The organism is Stutzerimonas sp. KH-1, assembly GCF_054483855.1.
Genome location: NZ_CM137011.1, coordinates 3,360,848 through 3,377,080, shown reverse-complemented (window position 1 = coordinate 3,377,080; position 16,233 = coordinate 3,360,848). Strand labels below are relative to the sequence as shown.

The following is a 16,233-nucleotide window of genomic DNA, read 5'->3' as shown; positions in this document are numbered from 1 at the left end:
CTCCTCGCGGTCGCGTCGCGGCAGTTTACTCGGCGGCGCGCGCTTCGGCAGCCGGCAGCGTCAGGGTGAACACCGCGCCCTGCTCGTCATTGCTGACTTCGAGGGTGCCGCCCATGTCGCGCACGATGCCGTAGGAGACCGCCAGGCCCAGACCGAGCCCCTGGCCCACCGGTTTGGTGGTGAAGAAGGGCTCGAACACCTGATCCAGCTGCTCGCCAGGGATGCCGCCGCCGTTGTCGGCAACGCTGAGCTGCCAGGCGTCACCGGCGCGCTCGCAGAGGATGCGCAGGCGCCGCTGCGGTCGCTCGGCCATGGCATCCAGCGCGTTGTGCAGCAGGTTGATCAGCACCTGCTCGAGGCGGATCGCATCGCCATTCACCCTGGCCTCGGCCGGCACCTGGCGGAACACCTCGACCTGCTCGCTGCGGATGCGCGGCGAGAGCAGTTGCAGCGCCTGCTCCAGCACATCGGCCAGCGCCAGGTGCTGCTGCAGTCCGGCCGGGCTTTTGCGGGCGAAGGTCTTCAGGTGGCTGGTCAGCGCGGCCATGCGCTCCAGCAGGCCTTCGACATGCCCGAGCCCCTCGCGCACCTCTCCCTCGCGGCCACTGTCGAGCAGCAGGCGCAGGCTGGCCAGCTGCATGCGCAGCGCGGTCAGCGGCTGGTTGATCTCGTGGGCCAGCGCTGCGGACATCTGCCCCAGCGCGGCCATGCGCGCGGCATGCACCAGCTCGTCCTGGGCAGTGTGCAGCTCGCGGGTGCGCTCCTGTACCAGGCGCTCCAGTTCGCTGCGGCTGCGCAGCTCGACACGATGGGTCTTGCGCCGCTGTGCCAGGTAGAGCAGCAGGAACGCCAGGGTCATCCACACGCCGGCCGCGGCCAGGCGGTAGCTGCGCACGCTGGCACTGACCGACTGCGGGTCGTGCAAGAGGTGCAGCGTCCAGTCTTCCTCGGGCAATGCCAGACGCTGCCAGAGGTACTCGCGGCGGCCATCCGGGCCGTCCACCAGGCGTCGCTCGCTGCCTTCGCCGAGTTGCTGCACCTGGCTGCTCGGCAAGGGTTGCAGGGTTTGCTCGGCATAGCGGCGCACATCCACCAGCCGGCTGCGCTCCTCGTCGCTCAGCGGGCTCAGGTAGCGAAAGCGCCAGGCCGGGCGGTTGGTGAGGATGACGATATCCAGCGAGTCGGCGATCAGCAGAATGCCCGGCTGGCCGACCCAGTCGCGCTGCATATCCTCCAGTTCGAGCTTGACCACCAGCACGCCGAGCAGCTCGCCGGCGGCGTTTTTCACCGAACTGGAGAGGAAGTAGCCGGGAATACCGGTGGTGACGCCGACCGCGAAGTAGCGCCCGCTGCCATTGGCCACGGCATCGCGGAAGTAAGGGCGAAAGGCATAGTTGTTGCCAACGAAGCTGCTCCAGTCGCGCCAGTTGCTGGCGGCGATGGTCTCGCCGTTGCGGTCCAGCAGGTAGAGCACCGAAGAGCCGGCGGCATGATTCTGCTGCTCCAGGCGCTGGTTGAGCTGCCTGCGCAACTGGCGATTGCCCGGGTCGGCGAGCAGCGCCTGGATGTCGCTGTCCAGCGCCAGCAGCGCCGGCACTGAGCGGAAGCGCTCGACCTGGGTATGGATGGCCTGGGCATACAATTCCAGCTGCCCCTGCGATTCCTGCCCGCGCTCGGCCCAGGCGCGCTGCTCGGCCAGCCGCCCGGCCCAATACATGCTGAGCAGCAGGCCGACGAGAATCAGCGCCACGATAAGGCTGACACGGAAGCGGTTGGGAAGGGCAGGCATGGCTTGGCTCGCGAAGGGACGCGTCGATGGTAAGCGAAAGCCGTGGTCGGTGTAGATCCGACCGGCGAGGCAATCGCCACCAAAGTCTTGATCCAAGCCGGTGGAGGCAAAGTGCCATCATTCATATACTTGGCGAGTCCGCTGGGTCGCGAGCGGGAGACGATTGCGCGGCCATCAGCGTCGCTCAATCGGTCGAGGTCGCCTTGCTCAGGAAAATTCTGGTCAGCCAGCTGCGTTTCGGAATGTACGTGTATGCGCTGGAAGGCAGCTGGTTCGATCACCCGTTCTGGCGCAGTAAATTCCTGCTGAGCGACCCAGCCGATCTGCAAGCATTGCGCAGCAGCGGCATCCAGGCGGTGTGGATCGACCTGGGCAAGGGCGTCGATGTCGAAGCGGCGACGCCTCCCGCCGCCGAGGCGCAACCTCTGGCGGCACCGCCGGATCCAGCCCTGCTGCAGCCGGACGTGGAAAGCGTCGCGCCGACACAACCGTGCAGCGTGCAGGACGAACTGCAGCGGGCGAGTCGACTGCTCAAGCGCTCCAAGGAACAGGTGACCTCGCTGTTCACCGAGGCGCGACTGGGTAAGGCCGTCGACCCGCAGCAATGCCTGCCGCTGGTGGAGCAGATATCCGCGTCTCTGGCGCGCAATGGCTCGGCGTTGCTCGGCCTGGCGCGGCTGAAGACCAAGGACGAATACACCTACATGCACTCGGTGGCGGTGTGCGCACTGATGGTCGCGCTCGCCCGCCAGCTCGGCCTACCCGAGGACCAGGTTCAGGAAGCCGGCATGGCCGGGCTGCTGCACGACATCGGCAAAATGGCCATGCCGCTGGATGTGCTCAACAAGCCGGGCAAGCTGAGCGAAGACGAGTACGCCATCATGCGCAGCCACCCCGAGCGCGGCCACGCCATGCTGCTCGCCGCGCTGACCTCGGTATCCGATGCGGTGCTGGACGTCTGCCTGCATCACCATGAAAAGGTCGACGGCACCGGCTACCCGCACCGGCTGGCGGGCGAAAAGATCAGCCTGTTGGCACGCATGGGCGCGATCTGCGACGTGTACGACGCAATCACCTCGAATCGCCCGTACAAAGCGGCCTGGGACGCCTCGGGTTCGTTGGCGCGCATGGCCCAGTGGCAGGGACATTTCGATACGCGCCTGCTGCATGCCTTCGTACGTGCCGTAGGCATCTACCCGCTGGGCTCGCTGGTACGGTTGCAGTCGGGGCGGCTCGGCGTGGTCATCGAGCATCATCCGCAGCAGCTGACGGCGCCCCGGCTGAGGCTGTTCTACTCCACGCGCACCCGGGCAGCGATTCCGCTCGAGGAACTGGAGCTGTCAAACCCGCAGTGCAGCGACCGCATCGTCGGTCGGGAAGACCCTGCCGACTGGGGCTTCAGCGATCTGGACGAGCTCTGGCGCTAGATTGGCGGTCGTCAAGGCGGGCGCTTGCCGCTAGACTAGCGCCCCCGAACGCGACTCGCCCGGCGAATCGCTCAGCAACAGAGCCCGTAATGCCCATGACCTGGCTGCCTGGTCCGCCATAGCGCTGTGCCCCCCTCGCGTCATCCTGCGACTGCCTGTCATGGGGTAGTCGTACGCTGCTGTCCGCGCGTATTGCCCAGCGACAGCTGAACCATTCAAACCAAAAAATCTCGCCTTGTATCGCTGCCGACCGCCCATGGTCTGCATGGTGGTGCTTTTGCTCTGGATAGTCCGATGCTGCAAACGATCAAACAAAACTGGTTCTCCAATCTCCGTGGCGATCTGCTGTCCGGTCTCGTCGTCGCCCTGGCGCTGATTCCCGAAGCCATCGCTTTCTCCATCATCGCCGGGGTCGATCCGCGGGTCGGCCTGTATGCCTCGTTCTGCATCGCCGTGGTGATCGCCTTCGTCGGTGGGCGCCCCGGGATGATCTCCGCGGCCACCGGCGCCATGGCGCTGCTGATGGTGACCCTGGTGCGCGAGCACGGCCTGCAGTACTTGCTGGCAGCGACGCTGCTCTGCGGCCTGTTGCAGATCGGCGCCGGCTACCTGCGTCTCGGCTCGCTGATGCGCTTCGTCTCGCGCTCGGTGGTCACCGGCTTCGTCAATGCGCTGGCCATCCTGATCTTCATGGCCCAGCTGCCGGAGCTGACAGGCGTCACCTGGCACGTCTACGCCATGACCGCCGCGGGCCTTGGCATCATCTACCTGTTTCCCTATGTGCCGAAGCTCGGCAAGGTCATCCCGTCGCCGCTGGTGTGCATCCTCAGCATGACCGCCGTGGCAGTTTATTTCGGCCTGGATATCCGCACCGTCGGCGACATGGGCGAGCTGCCCGATACCCTGCCGGTCTTCCTCTGGCCGGAAGTGCCGCTCAACCTCGAAACCCTGGCGATCATCTTCCCGTACTCGGCAGCGCTGGCCGTGGTCGGCCTGCTGGAGTCGCTGATGACCGCGACCATCGTCGACGAGCTGACCGACACCGGCAGCGACAAGAACCGGGAGTGCAAGGGCCAGGGCGTGGCCAACATCGTTTCCGGTCTGTTCGGCGGCATGGCCGGCTGCGCGATGATCGGCCAGTCGGTGATCAACGTGAAATCAGGCGGCCGCACCCGACTGTCGACGCTCGTCGCCGGCGTGGTGCTGTTGCTGATGGTGGTGTTCCTGAGCGACTGGGTCGGCCAGATTCCCATGGCCGCGCTGGTGGCGGTGATGATCATGGTTTCGATCGGCACCTTCAGCTGGGATTCCGTGCGCAACCTCAAGCACTACCCGCTCTCGACCAACATCGTCATGGTAGTCACCGTGGTGGTGGTGGTCTTCACCCACAACCTGGCCTACGGTGTACTGGCTGGCGTATTGCTCGCGGCGATGTTCTTCGCCAACAAGGTGGGACACTACCTGAGCATCGACTCGGCGCTGGATGCCGACGCCAGCGGCCGTCGCTATCAGGTGGTCGGTCAGGTGTTCTTCAGCTCGGCCGACAAGTTCACGGCTGCCTTCGACTTCAAGGAAGCGCTGAGCCGGGTGACCATCGACCTGTCGCAGGCGCATTTCTGGGACATCACCGCGGTCTCGGCGCTGGACAAGGTGGTGCTCAAGTTCCGCCGCGAGGGCACCGAGGTCGATGTGCTGGGTCTCAATGAAGCCAGCGCCACCATCGTCGACCGCTTCGGCGTGCACGACAAACCCGACGCCATCGACAAGCTGATGAGCCACTGACCAGGAGAACGACAATGACCCACGTAATGGCCTGTATCGACGGCTCCCCGCAAGCAGCCGCGGTCTGCGATTGTGCCGCCTGGGCCAGTCAACGGCTGGGCGCGCCGCTGACATTGCTGCACGTGCTGGACCGCCGGCAGTTCCCGGTGTCGGGTGACCTGAGCGGCATCATCGGCCTCGGCAGCCGTGAATTCCTTCTGCAAGAACTGGCCACCCTGGACGAGAAACGCGCCAAGCTGGCGCTGGAGGAGGGCCGTATGATGCTCGATGCGGCGCGCCAGCGGGCGATTTCCGCGGGTGTCGCCCAGCCCGAGTGCCGTCAGCGTCACGGCGATCTGGTCGAGACCCTGCGTGATCTGCAGAAAGACACTCGGCTACTGGTGATCGGCCGCCAGGGTGAAGACAGCGGCGACGACATCCAGCACATCGGCAGCCAGCTGGAGAGCGTGATCCGCACCATGCATCGGCCGATTCTGGTCACCGTCGGTCAGTTCACGCCGCCGCGCAGCCTGATGCTCGCCTTCGATGGCAGCGCCACGACACTCAAGGGGGTCGAGATGCTGGCCGCCAGCCCGCTGTTCAAGGGCCTGCCGATCCATCTGGTGATGGTCGGCAACGAAGACGACGCGGTGCTGACGCAGCTGAACGCTGCGCGCGATGCGTTGGCCGCTGGTGGTCTCGAGGTACACACCGCCATCCGCGCCGGCGAAGTCGAGCCGACCTTGCATGCCTATCAGGCCGAGCATGGCATCGACCTGTTGGTGATGGGCGCCTACGGCCACTCGCGCATTCGCCAGTTCTTCGTTGGCAGCACCACCACCAGCATGATCCGCACGACCCGCACGCCGCTGCTATTGCTGCGCTGATCAAGCCCCTCGCGCCGCCGAACAGCGGCGCTCAGCGGTAGAGGTCGGCACGGGTCCAGGGCAGTTCATGCCCGCCATCGGGCAACGGTTTGGTGGCGAGAATCTGATGCAGGTCGATCCAGTCGCGGCGAAAGCCATAGGAACAACCTGCCAGGTACAGTCGCCAGATCCGCAGCGCCCGCTCCGGCACCAGCGCCTGGGCCTCCGCCAGCCGCGCTTCCAGCCGTTCGCTCCACAGCTGTAGCGTGCGCGCGTAATGCAGGCGCAGGCTTTCCACATCGACGATTTCCAGCCCCGCCTCGCTGATGCAGCTGCTGATGCCCACCAGGTGCGGCAGCTCGCCGTGGGGAAACACGTAGCGATCGATGAACTCGCCGGCGCCATGGGCCACCGGGCGGCCGTCCAGGTGGCGCGAGGTGATGCCATGGTTGAGCACGAGACCGCCAGGCCGGACCGCGCCGAACAGCCGCTGGCAGTACAGCGGCAGATTGGCATGGCCGACGTGCTCGAACATGCCGACGCTCACCACCTTGTCGAAACGGCCGTCCTGCGGCAGGTCACGGTAGTCCATCAGCTCCAGCTGCACGCGGTCCTGCAGCCCCTCGGCTGCCACCCGCTCGCGGGCCAGCGCCAGTTGCTCGCGGCTGAGGGTGATGCCGAAAACCTCGGCGCCGAACTCGCGCGCGGCGAAGCGTGCCAGCCCGCCCCAGCCGCAGCCCACGTCGAGCAGGCGATCGCCGGGCTTGAGCCGCAGCTTGCGGCAGATCAGGCGCAGCTTGGCCTGCTGCGCCTGATCGATATCCTCTTCGCCGCTCTCGAAGTACGCGCAGGAGTAGACCATGTCGCGGTCCAGCCAGAGCCGGTAGAAGTCGTTCGACAGGTCGTAGTGATAGGAAATGGCTTCGGCATCGGTGGCCTTGTCATGCGCCTCGCGCGTGGGCGTTGCGAAGTCATCCACGGACAGTGCGCGACTGATGACGTCGCCGATGTAGATGACCTCTTCCACCGGTCCGAGCAGGTCGATATGCCCCTCGACATAGGCTGCGCCGAGCACATCCAGGCTGGGGCGCGCCAGTTGTGTGACGAGGTTGGGGTCTTTTATGACCAGCGTGACAGAGGGGGCGGGGCCGATATCCATCTCCTTGCCATCCCACAACTGCAGCTTCAGCGGCAGGCCGAGGTCTTTCAGGGCCGGTAGCAATGTCGCCAGCATGCGTAGATCTCCTATCTGTGCATTGTTCAAAAATGCTAGACCATGAGTTCCAAACTGTAGGCTATGGTCATGATAGTTTCCTGCTATAGCCGGATATGAGCGCAGATGCGCCGCTTCGCGCGCAGTTGCGAGCGCGTCCGCAAGGAGATGCTTGATGAGCGAACCGAGTCCCCGGCGCGTACTGATTCTGGTCGCCAGCGGCCCCGGCACTCCGGCGCGCTGCGCCGCACCGTTTCACATCGCCACGCTGCTCGCCTGCATGGATGCCGAGGTTACGCTCTACCTAACGGGCGAGGGCGTGCAGCTGGCGCGCCGTGAAGTGGCCGAAACGCTGCGCGCAGTGGATGGCGGCGAGCCCTTGCTGCATTTCATCCGCAACGCCAGGCAGGCCGGCGCGCGGCTGCTGATGTGTCGCCAGCCCGGTGTCCAGCTCGACCCCACGGCACTGATCGCCGAGCTGGATGAAATCTCCAGTGGCGGCGAGCTGGCGCAGATGATCCTCGAATACGAACGGGTGCTGACCCTATGAATCTGCACGGCCTGGAGTTCCCCGACTCGCTGCGCTACGCCCCGGAGCACAGCCTGTGGTTGCGCGAAGAGGCCGACGGCAGCGTCACCCTTGGCCTGACCGCTTACGGTTGCGCGCTCTATGGTGAGATATTCGCCTTCACCCCCAAGCGCGTCGGCGCCCGCATCGAGCGTGAGCGCAGCTTCGGCGTGGTCGAGTTCGCCAAGGCCGCGTCCTCGGCGCGTAGCCCGGTCAGCGGCGAGCTGCTCGCAGTGAACGAAGCGCTACTCGAGCGACCGGCGCTGATCAATCAGGACTGCTACGGCGATGGCTGGATGGTCCGCCTGAAGCCGGAGGGCTGGGCCACCGTGCGCGAGGAGTTCCCGCTGGGCAAGGCAGCCGAAGCCGCCATCGACGAACGCATGCGCCTGGACAACTTCGACCCGGCCAACGCCCATGTGCAGGCGCTGCAGTGGAAGTAACGGTGCGGCAGGTGCGGTAGCCTGGGCTTCGGCCCACATCCCAACAAGATGCCGAGGTGCGATCCGATTGCGCCGCGATAGCGCTCAGGATTTGTCCGGCGTCGAACTGTCCAGCACCTTGTCACAGCTTCGCTTGATCGCGTGGTCCAGCTGCCGAATGCAGATATCGATCGCCAGATCGCGGGTGCGCTTGTTCGCCCACTCCAGCTCGGCCAGCGTCTCGATCAGATCCTGATGGCCGTTCTCGTTGAGCAGGATGCCGTGCTGAACGATCAGCGTCCTGCCCTGAAAATTCAGCTGCACCGGATCACGCCCCACAAGGGATGCGCCAGCAGCCAGCAGACAATCGATATGGTCCCGTAGCGCATGCAATGCACGACGCTCATCGATCCGGTCACTCAAAACGTCTCTCCTGTCCCTGGAAAGAAAAGCCGCGATTGTGACGCGCTTCGCACGATATGGCGATAGCGTTTTGATATCGCCTGATAGGTCAGACTGTCGCATTTCGAACTGGCAGCTGGCGGCGCAGGACAACGGCAGAAGAGGTGGAACGGTTGGCGGAAGGCTGTGAGAGCCAGGCGTCGGACATCAATTCAGCTGAACGACGCGCGCGGTATGCTTCGGCGAAGCAGGGTCGCCGGACAAAGGACACGTAGCTTTTTAGGAAAGCCCTGCAGGTGACCGCCCATACTCCCTCTACCCGAGGAGGCTGCCATGTATCGCCCCGAAGATTTTCGTCTTGATGGTCAGGTTGCGGTCGTTACCGGTGCCGGTGCGGGGATCGGCCAGGCGATCGCGCAAACGTTTGCCGCCGCAGGTGCGGCAGTGTTGGTCAGCGATTTGTCGTTAGCAGCTGCCGAAGGGGTGCGTGATGAGATCGTCGCTGCCGGTGGTCAGGCCGCCGCCTGCGCCTGCGATATCACCGATGAGACCCAGCTTGCGCAACTGGTCGAGCACTGCGTGGACGACTTCGGCAAGCTCACCTTGCTCGTCAGCAACGCCGGTGGCGGCGGCCCGAAGGCCTTCGACATGCCGATGGCAGATTTCCGTCGAGCCTACGAGCTGAACGTGTTTTCTCTGTTTCGCCTGGCGCAGCTGGCGGCTCCGCATATGGAGCAGGCCGGTGGCGGAGCGATGCTGGCGATCACCTCGATGGCCGGCGAGAACCGCAACCAGCACATGGCCTCTTACGGCTCTTCCAAGGCCGCGGCCAATCACCTGATCCGCAACATCGCTTTCGACCTGGGACCGCGCGGAATCCGCGTTAACGGTATCGCCCCAGGCGCAACGCTCACCCATGCGCTTAAAGGCGTGCTCACCGAGGACATCGAACGCCAAATGCTGGCGCATACGCCCCTCCAGCGTTTGGGTGACCCGCAGGATATGGCCAACGCGGCGCTGTTTCTCTGTTCACCTGCGGCGGCCTGGATCAGCGGCCAGATCCTCACGGTTTCCGGCGGTGGGGTGCAGGAGTTGGGCTGAATACTCCCGGAGGCGGCCATCATCAGACCTCAATTGGGACCTTCAGGCCGGGCATCTTCATCGCAGCCGACGTCAGCGCCTGCCGAGCTCGCTTTGAGAAAGGGGGGCAGATTTATCTGGTTAGGCTTCTGGAGTGAATTGGCGGAAGGCAGTGAGAGTCGAACTCGTTTTTTTGGCTTGCAGTGATCCGCTGTCTTCGGCTTTTCTAGGCCTGTCACCGGGTCTAGCTGCTTTTTCTTGCTCTAAACAGCATTAGTTTCGACGCTTTTTCGACACTGACATGTTGCGCAGGTTGTCTGCTGGCGGCGCTGACGATATACAGTGTCGAATCCATTACTCGAAAGGATTTGTATTAGTGAATCTCTCAGTTACGAACAAAGATAATACATATTTGTTTGGTAAAGAAGGTATCGAATATTACGAATCATTTATGACTGCCCTTGGGTATTTAATGCCAAAACTAAGCACAAAGCAAGCCGAAGCCCTGTGTAATAAGCTGCAGCTGCGTGGCAACAAGTTTGAAGAGTGCCAATATTTACAGGCTGCTGTTGAAACTGTCATTGCATCTTATATTGCTTCACGCTTTAGCAGTTCTTTCGCTTATGAGCCTAAAATAAATCCTCCAAAGGATGTGGATTGTGCGTTCTCAATAAATGAAACAAGATATAATTTAGAGATTAAATGCCCGGACTTCTCCGTAAAAAATGCAATCGACGCGAGGAAGAATTTTAAGGTTGGTGCTTTTGGAAGGATGGAAAACTATAAAGAAGTGGTTGGCATTCTTGAGCGTTTATTGGATCCAGAAGCTAATCCTGCAGTCGATCTAGGGCAGGAACTAATTCAGCAACAGCACATGGATAATAAGCTGAAGGATTTTCTTATATCCGCGCATGGCAAGTTCAAGCCGCAGTCGGGAGAAAATGAACTAAATATTTTGGCTGTAGGCTGTGCTGATCCGATGGATATGCAGAAATGGTTTTTTTACATGTATGGTGTGCAGGGGTTATTTACGCCTGATTCATTTTGGCCTAGAGAGGAATATAATAATGTTGATGTGGTGCTGCTAACCAATACGTATCACCGGCATCACCAGTATTGGACAAAGGATAGAATACAAAGGCATTGGGATTTTTCTGGCTCTTTTAATTTAATCTTTAGCAACCCTTCACGGCGCCATGAAAAAGAAAGCCTGATATGGAATCTTGTAGATTCTATTCCTAACTATTCGCGTGAACTGATGGAGTACAGGGGAGCTGGTGGGCTTGATGAGTTGCGTATACCCCATTTCGTAGCAGAAAAGCTTACACAGAACGGACTGTATTATTTTCAGCCGCAAAACTAGTTAGCAAGAGAAAAAGAAGGTGCTAAAGGAAAAGCTATGCCTGGAAAGAAGGTGATCTTGCTGTTAATTGTAGTGGCAGCTATATGTTTTGGTGTAATTTTTGCTGCTTTTGAGAATGGGGGTTTGCTTGGATTAGCTAACTCCTTGGGGCAAGGGTTTCTGATAAGTATTGTATTTTATTTTGTTGTGGTCTATCTGCCCGAGAAAAAGAGAAGAAACGATATTTATAGAAGTATGGAGCTGCAATACCGTACCTTCAAAGAGTCCTGTATTAATACTTTTCTCGTTCTGAGTAACTCGCAAGAATATCAGAATAGGGAGAACTTATTGAGTCGAGAGGAGTTCAGGAGGTATTTTAAGAATAGCAATTGTCTTGGTGAAAATCGTTGGGATGCTGTATCGAACGCACTTCTCGCAAACGAATATTATCTGGCGGAAATAAAGTACGAGATAACTATACTTAACGATGAATTGAAGTTTCTTTTGGGGTCGGCGCACGTTTATGATGAAGAAGCATTTCGATATTTTAAGCGCCTCTCTCAAGCCCTTCATCGCCTTGAGTTAGTTAAGCAAGAGTATGACGACATAAAAACTCTATGCAGGTACCTTTGGAGTATCTTCACTGGTTGGAGCTTTGTTGATGGGTATAAGGAAGCGCATAAAGATATGTTCCTGGAGATGCTTGGCTCAACTAAATGAAAAATAGCTGAAATTATAATTGATTCAATGTCCTGACTTATTAGGATAGCTTGTATCCCTGCGCTCGGGCATACCATCGCCTAGCTACTTTCCGCATGATTGCTATCCCGCGCTGGGTTGGCTCAAGTTTCGGTTGGCTTCGTCGTAATCGGGGCTGGTCTGGCCGATCTCTGGGGCGATCTGTCCATTCGCCAGCCATAGGGCGTACTGCGGGAATGAAAAAGGGGACAGATTTATTTTTCCAGCTCAGAGGTGGTTCTGTAACCAAATTGGCGGAAGGCAGTGAGAGTCGAACTCACCCGGGAACGGCTGCCGTCCCCAACCGGGTTTGAAGCCCGGCCGCACCACCGGGTGCGATTGCCTTCCTTATCTGGTTTTGCTGTGAGAAAGGAAGCGGCGACCAGCCTACCCCAGGCCTGGCTGGATCGCCAAGGCGCTGTCCTGCCGGACTTTGCGTTCGTTGCCGAAGCGGCGGGTGAGGCCGATGCGGTCGAAGTGTTCGAGCAGCTGGATGCTGCGTTTGCGGCCGAGCTGGATGCGGTCGCGGAAGGCGGCAGCGCGGATCACGCCGCTTTGCGCTTCCAATTGCAGTACATGCCCCGCGAGTTGGCGAATGGTGAACTCGGGGTAGAACAAATCTTTCACCACCTGTTGCAGCAGGCCGAGACGGGCAAGCTTGCGTAACAGGTTGCGCATCTGTGTTTCGTCGACGCCGAGGTCGCGGGCCAGGTCGCGGACCCAGGGTGGGTCGAAATGGCCGGCTTCGAGCAATGGCCACAGGCGCGCTTTCAAATCTTCTTCCGCATCGCTCAGGCGCACCCGGTGATCGGGGCGGTGCAGCCACGGGCCGCTGGTTTCGATGTGGCCGGCGGCCAGTGCCTGTTCCAGCAAGGCGATGAATACCGGCCGCTCCAGCTGCGGCAGCGCATAGCGACGCAGGCGGTCGCGGTCGGGGCCAAGTTCGTCGGGTTGTTCTTCGTGAAAACGCTGGAGTGAGTCGAGCAGCGCGGTTTCGAGTTCGCGCCAGCGGGCCTGGTCGAATAGCCGTGGGCCCAGCCGTGTGCTGATCTCCAATACGCCGTGCGGGAGCTGCCAGCCTTCGCGCGGGCGGTTGAACTGGCGTTCCAGGCCTTGCGGGTCGATGCCGTTGGTGGCGCTGGCGAGCAGTGGCGGCAATGCCTGCTCCAGGCTCGGCTGATCGAGGGCGCGAAGTTGCTCCAGCCGCGCGGCGCGGCGGCGATTGCGCGGTGGCGCATACGGGTCGAGCACACGGCCACCGCCAAGGGTGCGCTGGGCGGACTGGTCGCGCAGGACGATGCGGTCGCCATGTACCGCGTGGCTCGGTGCGTTGAGCAGTAGCTGGGCGAAGGCGCGTTCGCCCGGCGCCAGGCTCGTGCCTTCGAGCAGGGCGACGCGCGCGGTGACGTCCTGGGCGCCAAGGTGCACGTGCACCGGCGTCCAGTGCTTGAGTTCGTGGGCTTCGCCGGGCAGCAGCTGGAAGTCGACGTCGATGCGTTGGGTCGGTGCGTGCAGCAGTGGGTGCAGCAGCCAGTCGCCGCGATGGATCTGCTCCACTGCCAGCCGCTCGCCGACAAGATTCAGGGCCACGCGCTGGCCGGCATGGGCTTCGGCCGTTTCACGGTTCTGCGCGTGCAGGCCGCGGACGCGCACGCGTTTGCCGGCGGGGCCGAGCAGCAGTTCGTCGCCGATTCGCACGCGCCCGGCAAAGGCGGTGCCGGTGACCACCACGCCTGCGCCGGTGACGCTGAAGGCGCGGTCGATGGCCAGGCGGAAGTGGCCGCTGTCGCTGCGGGCGCCGGTACGCGCGGCTTCGTCGATCAGCGCGGCGCGCAGGGCGTCGATGCCATCGCCGCGGATGCTGGAAACCGGAAAGATCGGCGTTCCGGCCAGTGCTCCGGCGGCCAGCAGGTTTTCGATCTGTTGCTCGACTTCGGCGATGCGCGCCGGCTCGACGCGATCGATCTTGGTCAGCGCCACCAGTGCCCTGCGGATGCCGAGCAACTCGACAATGGCCAAGTGTTCACGGGTCTGCGGCATCACGCCGTCATCGGCGGCCACCACCAGCAGCACGCAGTCGATGCCGCTGGCGCCAGCCAGCATGTTGTGCACGAAGCGCTCGTGGCCCGGCACGTCGATAAAACCGGTGAGGCTGCCTTCGCCGAGGTCGGCGTAGAGGTAGCCGAGGTCGATGGTGATGCCACGCTCGCGCTCCTCGCGGCGGCGGTCGCCTTGTTGCCCGGTGAGGGCGTGGAGCAGTGCGGTCTTGCCATGGTCGATATGGCCGGCGGTCCCGACGATCAACGGGCCAGCTCCTCTTGCAGATTTGGCAGCAGTTCGAGGAAGGCCGGTTCGTCGTCCAGTTGGCGCAGGTCGAGCCAGAGGGCATCGTCGTCGATGCGCCCGAGGACCGGAATCGGCAGGCAGCGCAGCGCTTCTTCAAGCTGGCGCAGGCTGCGGCCGCGCAGGCGCTTGGGCTGCTGCGGACGGATGCACAGGGCGGCGCTGGGCAGGCGGGCCACCGGCTGCGCGCCGCTGCCGATCATACCCAGGGCATCGGTTACTGCGACTTGCCAGCTCTCGCCGAGCACGGCGGCCAGCGCCGGGGCGATGCGTTCAGCCTGGGTGCGGATCTCCGCCTGCGGACGACTGAGCAGGCGCAGGCTGGTGAGGCGTTCGGCCAGGCGGTCGGGGTCGCGATAGAGGTTGAGCACCGCTTCCAGCGCGGCAAGGGTCAGTTTGTCGACGCGCAGGGCGCGCTTGAGCGGGTTCTTCTTGATCTTCTGGATCAGCGCCTTGCTGCCGACGATTAGCCCGGCCTGCGGGCCGCCGAGCAGCTTGTCGCCGCTGAAGGTGACGATGTCGGCGCCGTCGCGCAGCGCTTCCTGCACCGTCGGCTCCTTGGGCAGGCCCCAGCGCGAGAGGTCGAGCAGGCTGCCGCTGCCCAGATCCTCCAGCAACGGCAGGTCGTGGGCATGGGCGATGCGCGCCAGCTCGGCGGTGGCGACGCTGGCAGTGAAACCCTGCACGCTGTAGTTGCTGGTATGCACGCGCATCAACAGGCCCGAGCGCGGGTTGATGGCCGCTTCGTAATCCTTGGCGTGCGTGCGGTTGGTGGTGCCGACTTCATGCAGCTTCACGCCGGCGCGGGCCATGATGTCCGGGATGCGGAAGGCGCCACCGATCTCGATCAGCTCGCCACGGGAAATGATGCCTTCCTTGCGTGCGCCGAGGCTGTTCAAGGCCAGCAGCACGGCGGCAGCGTTGTTGTTCACCACAGTCACCGCCTCGGCGCCGGTCAGCTCGCGGATCAACCCTTCGATGAGGTCGTCGCGATCGCCGCGCTTGCCGGTGGCGAGATCGAATTCCAGGTTGAGCGGGTAGCGCGCGGCAAGGGTGATCGCCTCGATGGCTTCATCCGGCAACAGGGCGCGACCGAGGTTGGTGTGCAGCACCGTACCGGTGAGGTTGAACACTCGGCGCACGCGGCTCTTATGCTGGCTGGCCAGGCGTTCGCCGGCGCGCCCGGCGAGCACCGCTTCGGACAGTTCCAGCGCGGCCAGCTGGCCACGGCGAGCCGGTTCGCGCAGTTCGTCGAGCAGGTCGCGCAGCGTCGCCAGCAGCGCCTGACGACCATAGCGCTGCTGCAGTGGCTGGCAGGCCGGATCGCGCAGCAGCTTGTCCACCGAGGGCAGATGGCTGCTGCTCATGCCTCGTTCCCCGGTGCCAGCAGCAGGTTGGGTGCCTGGCGGTTGTAGCCCTGATCGGCCAGCAGCAGGTCGAGGTCCAGCGTCGCCAGGTCGGCGGACAGACTTTCGCCGTCCGGTGCCAATTCGAGATAGAGCTGCTTGAGGTAGCCGTTGCATTCGGGGCAGGCCTCGGCCTTGATGCCGTTGGGCGAGCCTTCGAAGTGCAGGTAGTCGAGCTTCTTGGTGCTGCGGCAGTGGCTGCATTTCAGGCGCACGTAGTGCCATTCGCAGGCGCACAGGGAGCAGACCAGGTAGCGCAGGCCGTTGAGCTGCCCGCGGTGGCGAATCACCCCGGCCATGGGCGGTGCGCCGCAGCAGGGGCAGAGGGTCTGGTCTTCGCGTTCGCGCAGGTCGGAGAGGTCGAGCTGGAGCAGCCAGTGGGTCCAGGCCAGTTGCAGCGCGGCGCCGAGAAAGGGCACCAGCGCCGGCGGCAGGCTGTCGTACTGGCCACTGACCAGCGCCACGGCCCAGGCCTTGCGCTGGCCGCTGTCGGCGCGGCGCAGCTGGTCGATGGCAGCGATGACCGACAGGTTGTCCGGCACCGCGAAGGCATCCAGCCAGGCATCGAGCAGCGGCAGCCACGCCCATTCGCGCACCAGGGTGTCGGCGGCCAGCGGCGGCATGGCTTGCTTGAAGCATTCGCGGGTGCGCGCAGGGTCGAGCGGTGCGCTGGCAGGCGGGTTGTCCAGCACCTGCTGCTGGGCCTGGCATACGCCGGCGAGCAGGCGCAGGTAGTCGGCCAGCGGATGATCTTCGGCGAGCTTGGTCAGACGCTCGCTGCGCAGGGCGAACAGATCGCGTGGTGGCAGGTTGGTGAAGGGTGGTTTGCTGGCAGCGGCTTCGATCTGCCCGGGTTCGAGAATGGTGCCTGACACG

14 protein-coding genes, 1 tRNA gene and 1 pseudogene are annotated in these 16,233 nt (G+C 62.8%); 8 read left to right on the top strand and 8 right to left on the bottom strand.

Annotation, left to right across the window (positions count from 1 at the left end; translation table 11 throughout):
* Positions 1–25: 25 nt before the first annotated feature.
* Entirely contained in the window at positions 26–1,789 is a 1,764-nt protein-coding gene (locus ACX1DW_RS16285) for a sensor histidine kinase (protein WP_063540993.1), read from the bottom strand.
* A gap of 203 nt (positions 1,790–1,992) precedes the next feature.
* Here ACX1DW_RS16285 and ACX1DW_RS16280 point away from each other — a divergent pair, with 203 nt between their 5' ends.
* From ACX1DW_RS16280 to ACX1DW_RS16270, 3 genes are all read left to right on the top strand, one after another.
* A complete protein-coding gene (locus tag ACX1DW_RS16280) occupies positions 1,993–3,216 on the top strand; it encodes an HD-GYP domain-containing protein (protein ID WP_458991905.1) in 1,224 nt (407 codons plus the stop codon).
* A gap of 294 nt (positions 3,217–3,510) precedes the next feature.
* Positions 3,511–4,998: a SulP family inorganic anion transporter gene (locus ACX1DW_RS16275; RefSeq protein WP_458991904.1), complete on the top strand. Its 1,488-nt coding sequence runs from the start codon at positions 3,511–3,513 to the stop codon at positions 4,996–4,998.
* Between the two features lie 14 nt (positions 4,999–5,012).
* Complete coding sequence (locus ACX1DW_RS16270) at positions 5,013–5,864, top strand: universal stress protein (RefSeq protein ID WP_458991903.1); 852 nt, start codon at positions 5,013–5,015, stop codon at positions 5,862–5,864.
* A gap of 31 nt (positions 5,865–5,895) precedes the next feature.
* Here the strand turns inward: ACX1DW_RS16270 and cfaB are convergent, their stop codons facing one another.
* Entirely contained in the window at positions 5,896–7,077 is a 1,182-nt protein-coding gene (cfaB, locus tag ACX1DW_RS16265; protein ID WP_125867690.1) for a C17 cyclopropane fatty acid synthase CfaB, read from the bottom strand.
* A gap of 154 nt (positions 7,078–7,231) precedes the next feature.
* Here cfaB and ACX1DW_RS16260 point away from each other — a divergent pair, with 154 nt between their 5' ends.
* Positions 7,232–7,606, top strand: a complete 375-nt coding sequence (locus ACX1DW_RS16260; RefSeq protein ID WP_458991902.1) for a DsrE family protein — start codon at positions 7,232–7,234, stop codon at positions 7,604–7,606.
* Positions 7,603–8,067, top strand: a complete 465-nt coding sequence (locus tag ACX1DW_RS16255) for a glycine cleavage system protein H (protein ID WP_102839294.1) — start codon at positions 7,603–7,605, stop codon at positions 8,065–8,067. Before ACX1DW_RS16260 ends, ACX1DW_RS16255 begins: the two co-directional genes overlap by 4 nt.
* Positions 8,068–8,151: 84 nt before the next feature.
* On the opposite strand, the gene ACX1DW_RS16250 is transcribed toward ACX1DW_RS16255, so the two are convergent.
* Positions 8,152–8,469, bottom strand: coding sequence for a hypothetical protein (locus tag ACX1DW_RS16250; RefSeq protein WP_125841906.1), 318 nt, complete (start codon positions 8,467–8,469; stop codon positions 8,152–8,154).
* A gap of 312 nt (positions 8,470–8,781) precedes the next feature.
* On the opposite strand from ACX1DW_RS16250, the gene hdhA reads away from it, so the two are divergent.
* The 3 genes from hdhA to ACX1DW_RS16235 all read left to right on the top strand — a co-directional run bounded on the left by hdhA (position 8,782) and on the right by ACX1DW_RS16235 (position 11,590).
* A complete protein-coding gene (gene hdhA, locus ACX1DW_RS16245; RefSeq protein ID WP_458991901.1) occupies positions 8,782–9,549 on the top strand; it encodes a 7-alpha-hydroxysteroid dehydrogenase in 768 nt (255 codons plus the stop codon).
* A gap of 355 nt (positions 9,550–9,904) precedes the next feature.
* Positions 9,905–10,891: a hypothetical protein gene (locus ACX1DW_RS16240; protein WP_458991900.1), complete on the top strand. Its 987-nt coding sequence runs from the start codon at positions 9,905–9,907 to the stop codon at positions 10,889–10,891.
* Positions 10,892–10,927: 36 nt separating this feature from the next.
* Positions 10,928–11,590 (top strand): hypothetical protein, encoded by a 663-nt coding sequence (locus ACX1DW_RS16235; protein WP_458991899.1) that lies wholly within the window; start codon positions 10,928–10,930, stop codon positions 11,588–11,590.
* 102 nt (positions 11,591–11,692) lie between these two features.
* Here the strand turns inward: ACX1DW_RS16235 and ACX1DW_RS16230 are convergent.
* The 5 genes and pseudogenes from ACX1DW_RS16230 to fdhE all read right to left on the bottom strand — a co-directional run.
* A pseudogene (locus tag ACX1DW_RS16230) lies at positions 11,693–11,806 on the bottom strand (DNA-binding protein); the annotation flags it as partial.
* 54 nt (positions 11,807–11,860) lie between these two features.
* Positions 11,861–11,956, bottom strand: a tRNA-Sec gene (locus ACX1DW_RS16225).
* Positions 11,957–11,995: 39 nt separating this feature from the next.
* Positions 11,996–13,912, bottom strand: a complete 1,917-nt coding sequence (gene selB / locus ACX1DW_RS16220; protein WP_458991898.1) for a selenocysteine-specific translation elongation factor — start codon at positions 13,910–13,912, stop codon at positions 11,996–11,998.
* Entirely contained in the window at positions 13,909–15,318 is a 1,410-nt protein-coding gene (gene selA, locus ACX1DW_RS16215; protein WP_458991897.1) for an L-seryl-tRNA(Sec) selenium transferase, read from the bottom strand. Before selA ends, selB begins: the two co-directional genes overlap by 4 nt.
* Positions 15,315–16,232 carry a formate dehydrogenase accessory protein FdhE gene (gene fdhE / locus ACX1DW_RS16210; RefSeq protein ID WP_458991896.1) on the bottom strand — a complete coding sequence of 306 codons (918 nt, stop codon included), beginning with the start codon at positions 16,230–16,232 and terminating at the stop codon, positions 15,315–15,317. Before fdhE ends, selA begins: the two co-directional genes overlap by 4 nt.
* Position 16,233 lies beyond the last annotated feature (1 nt).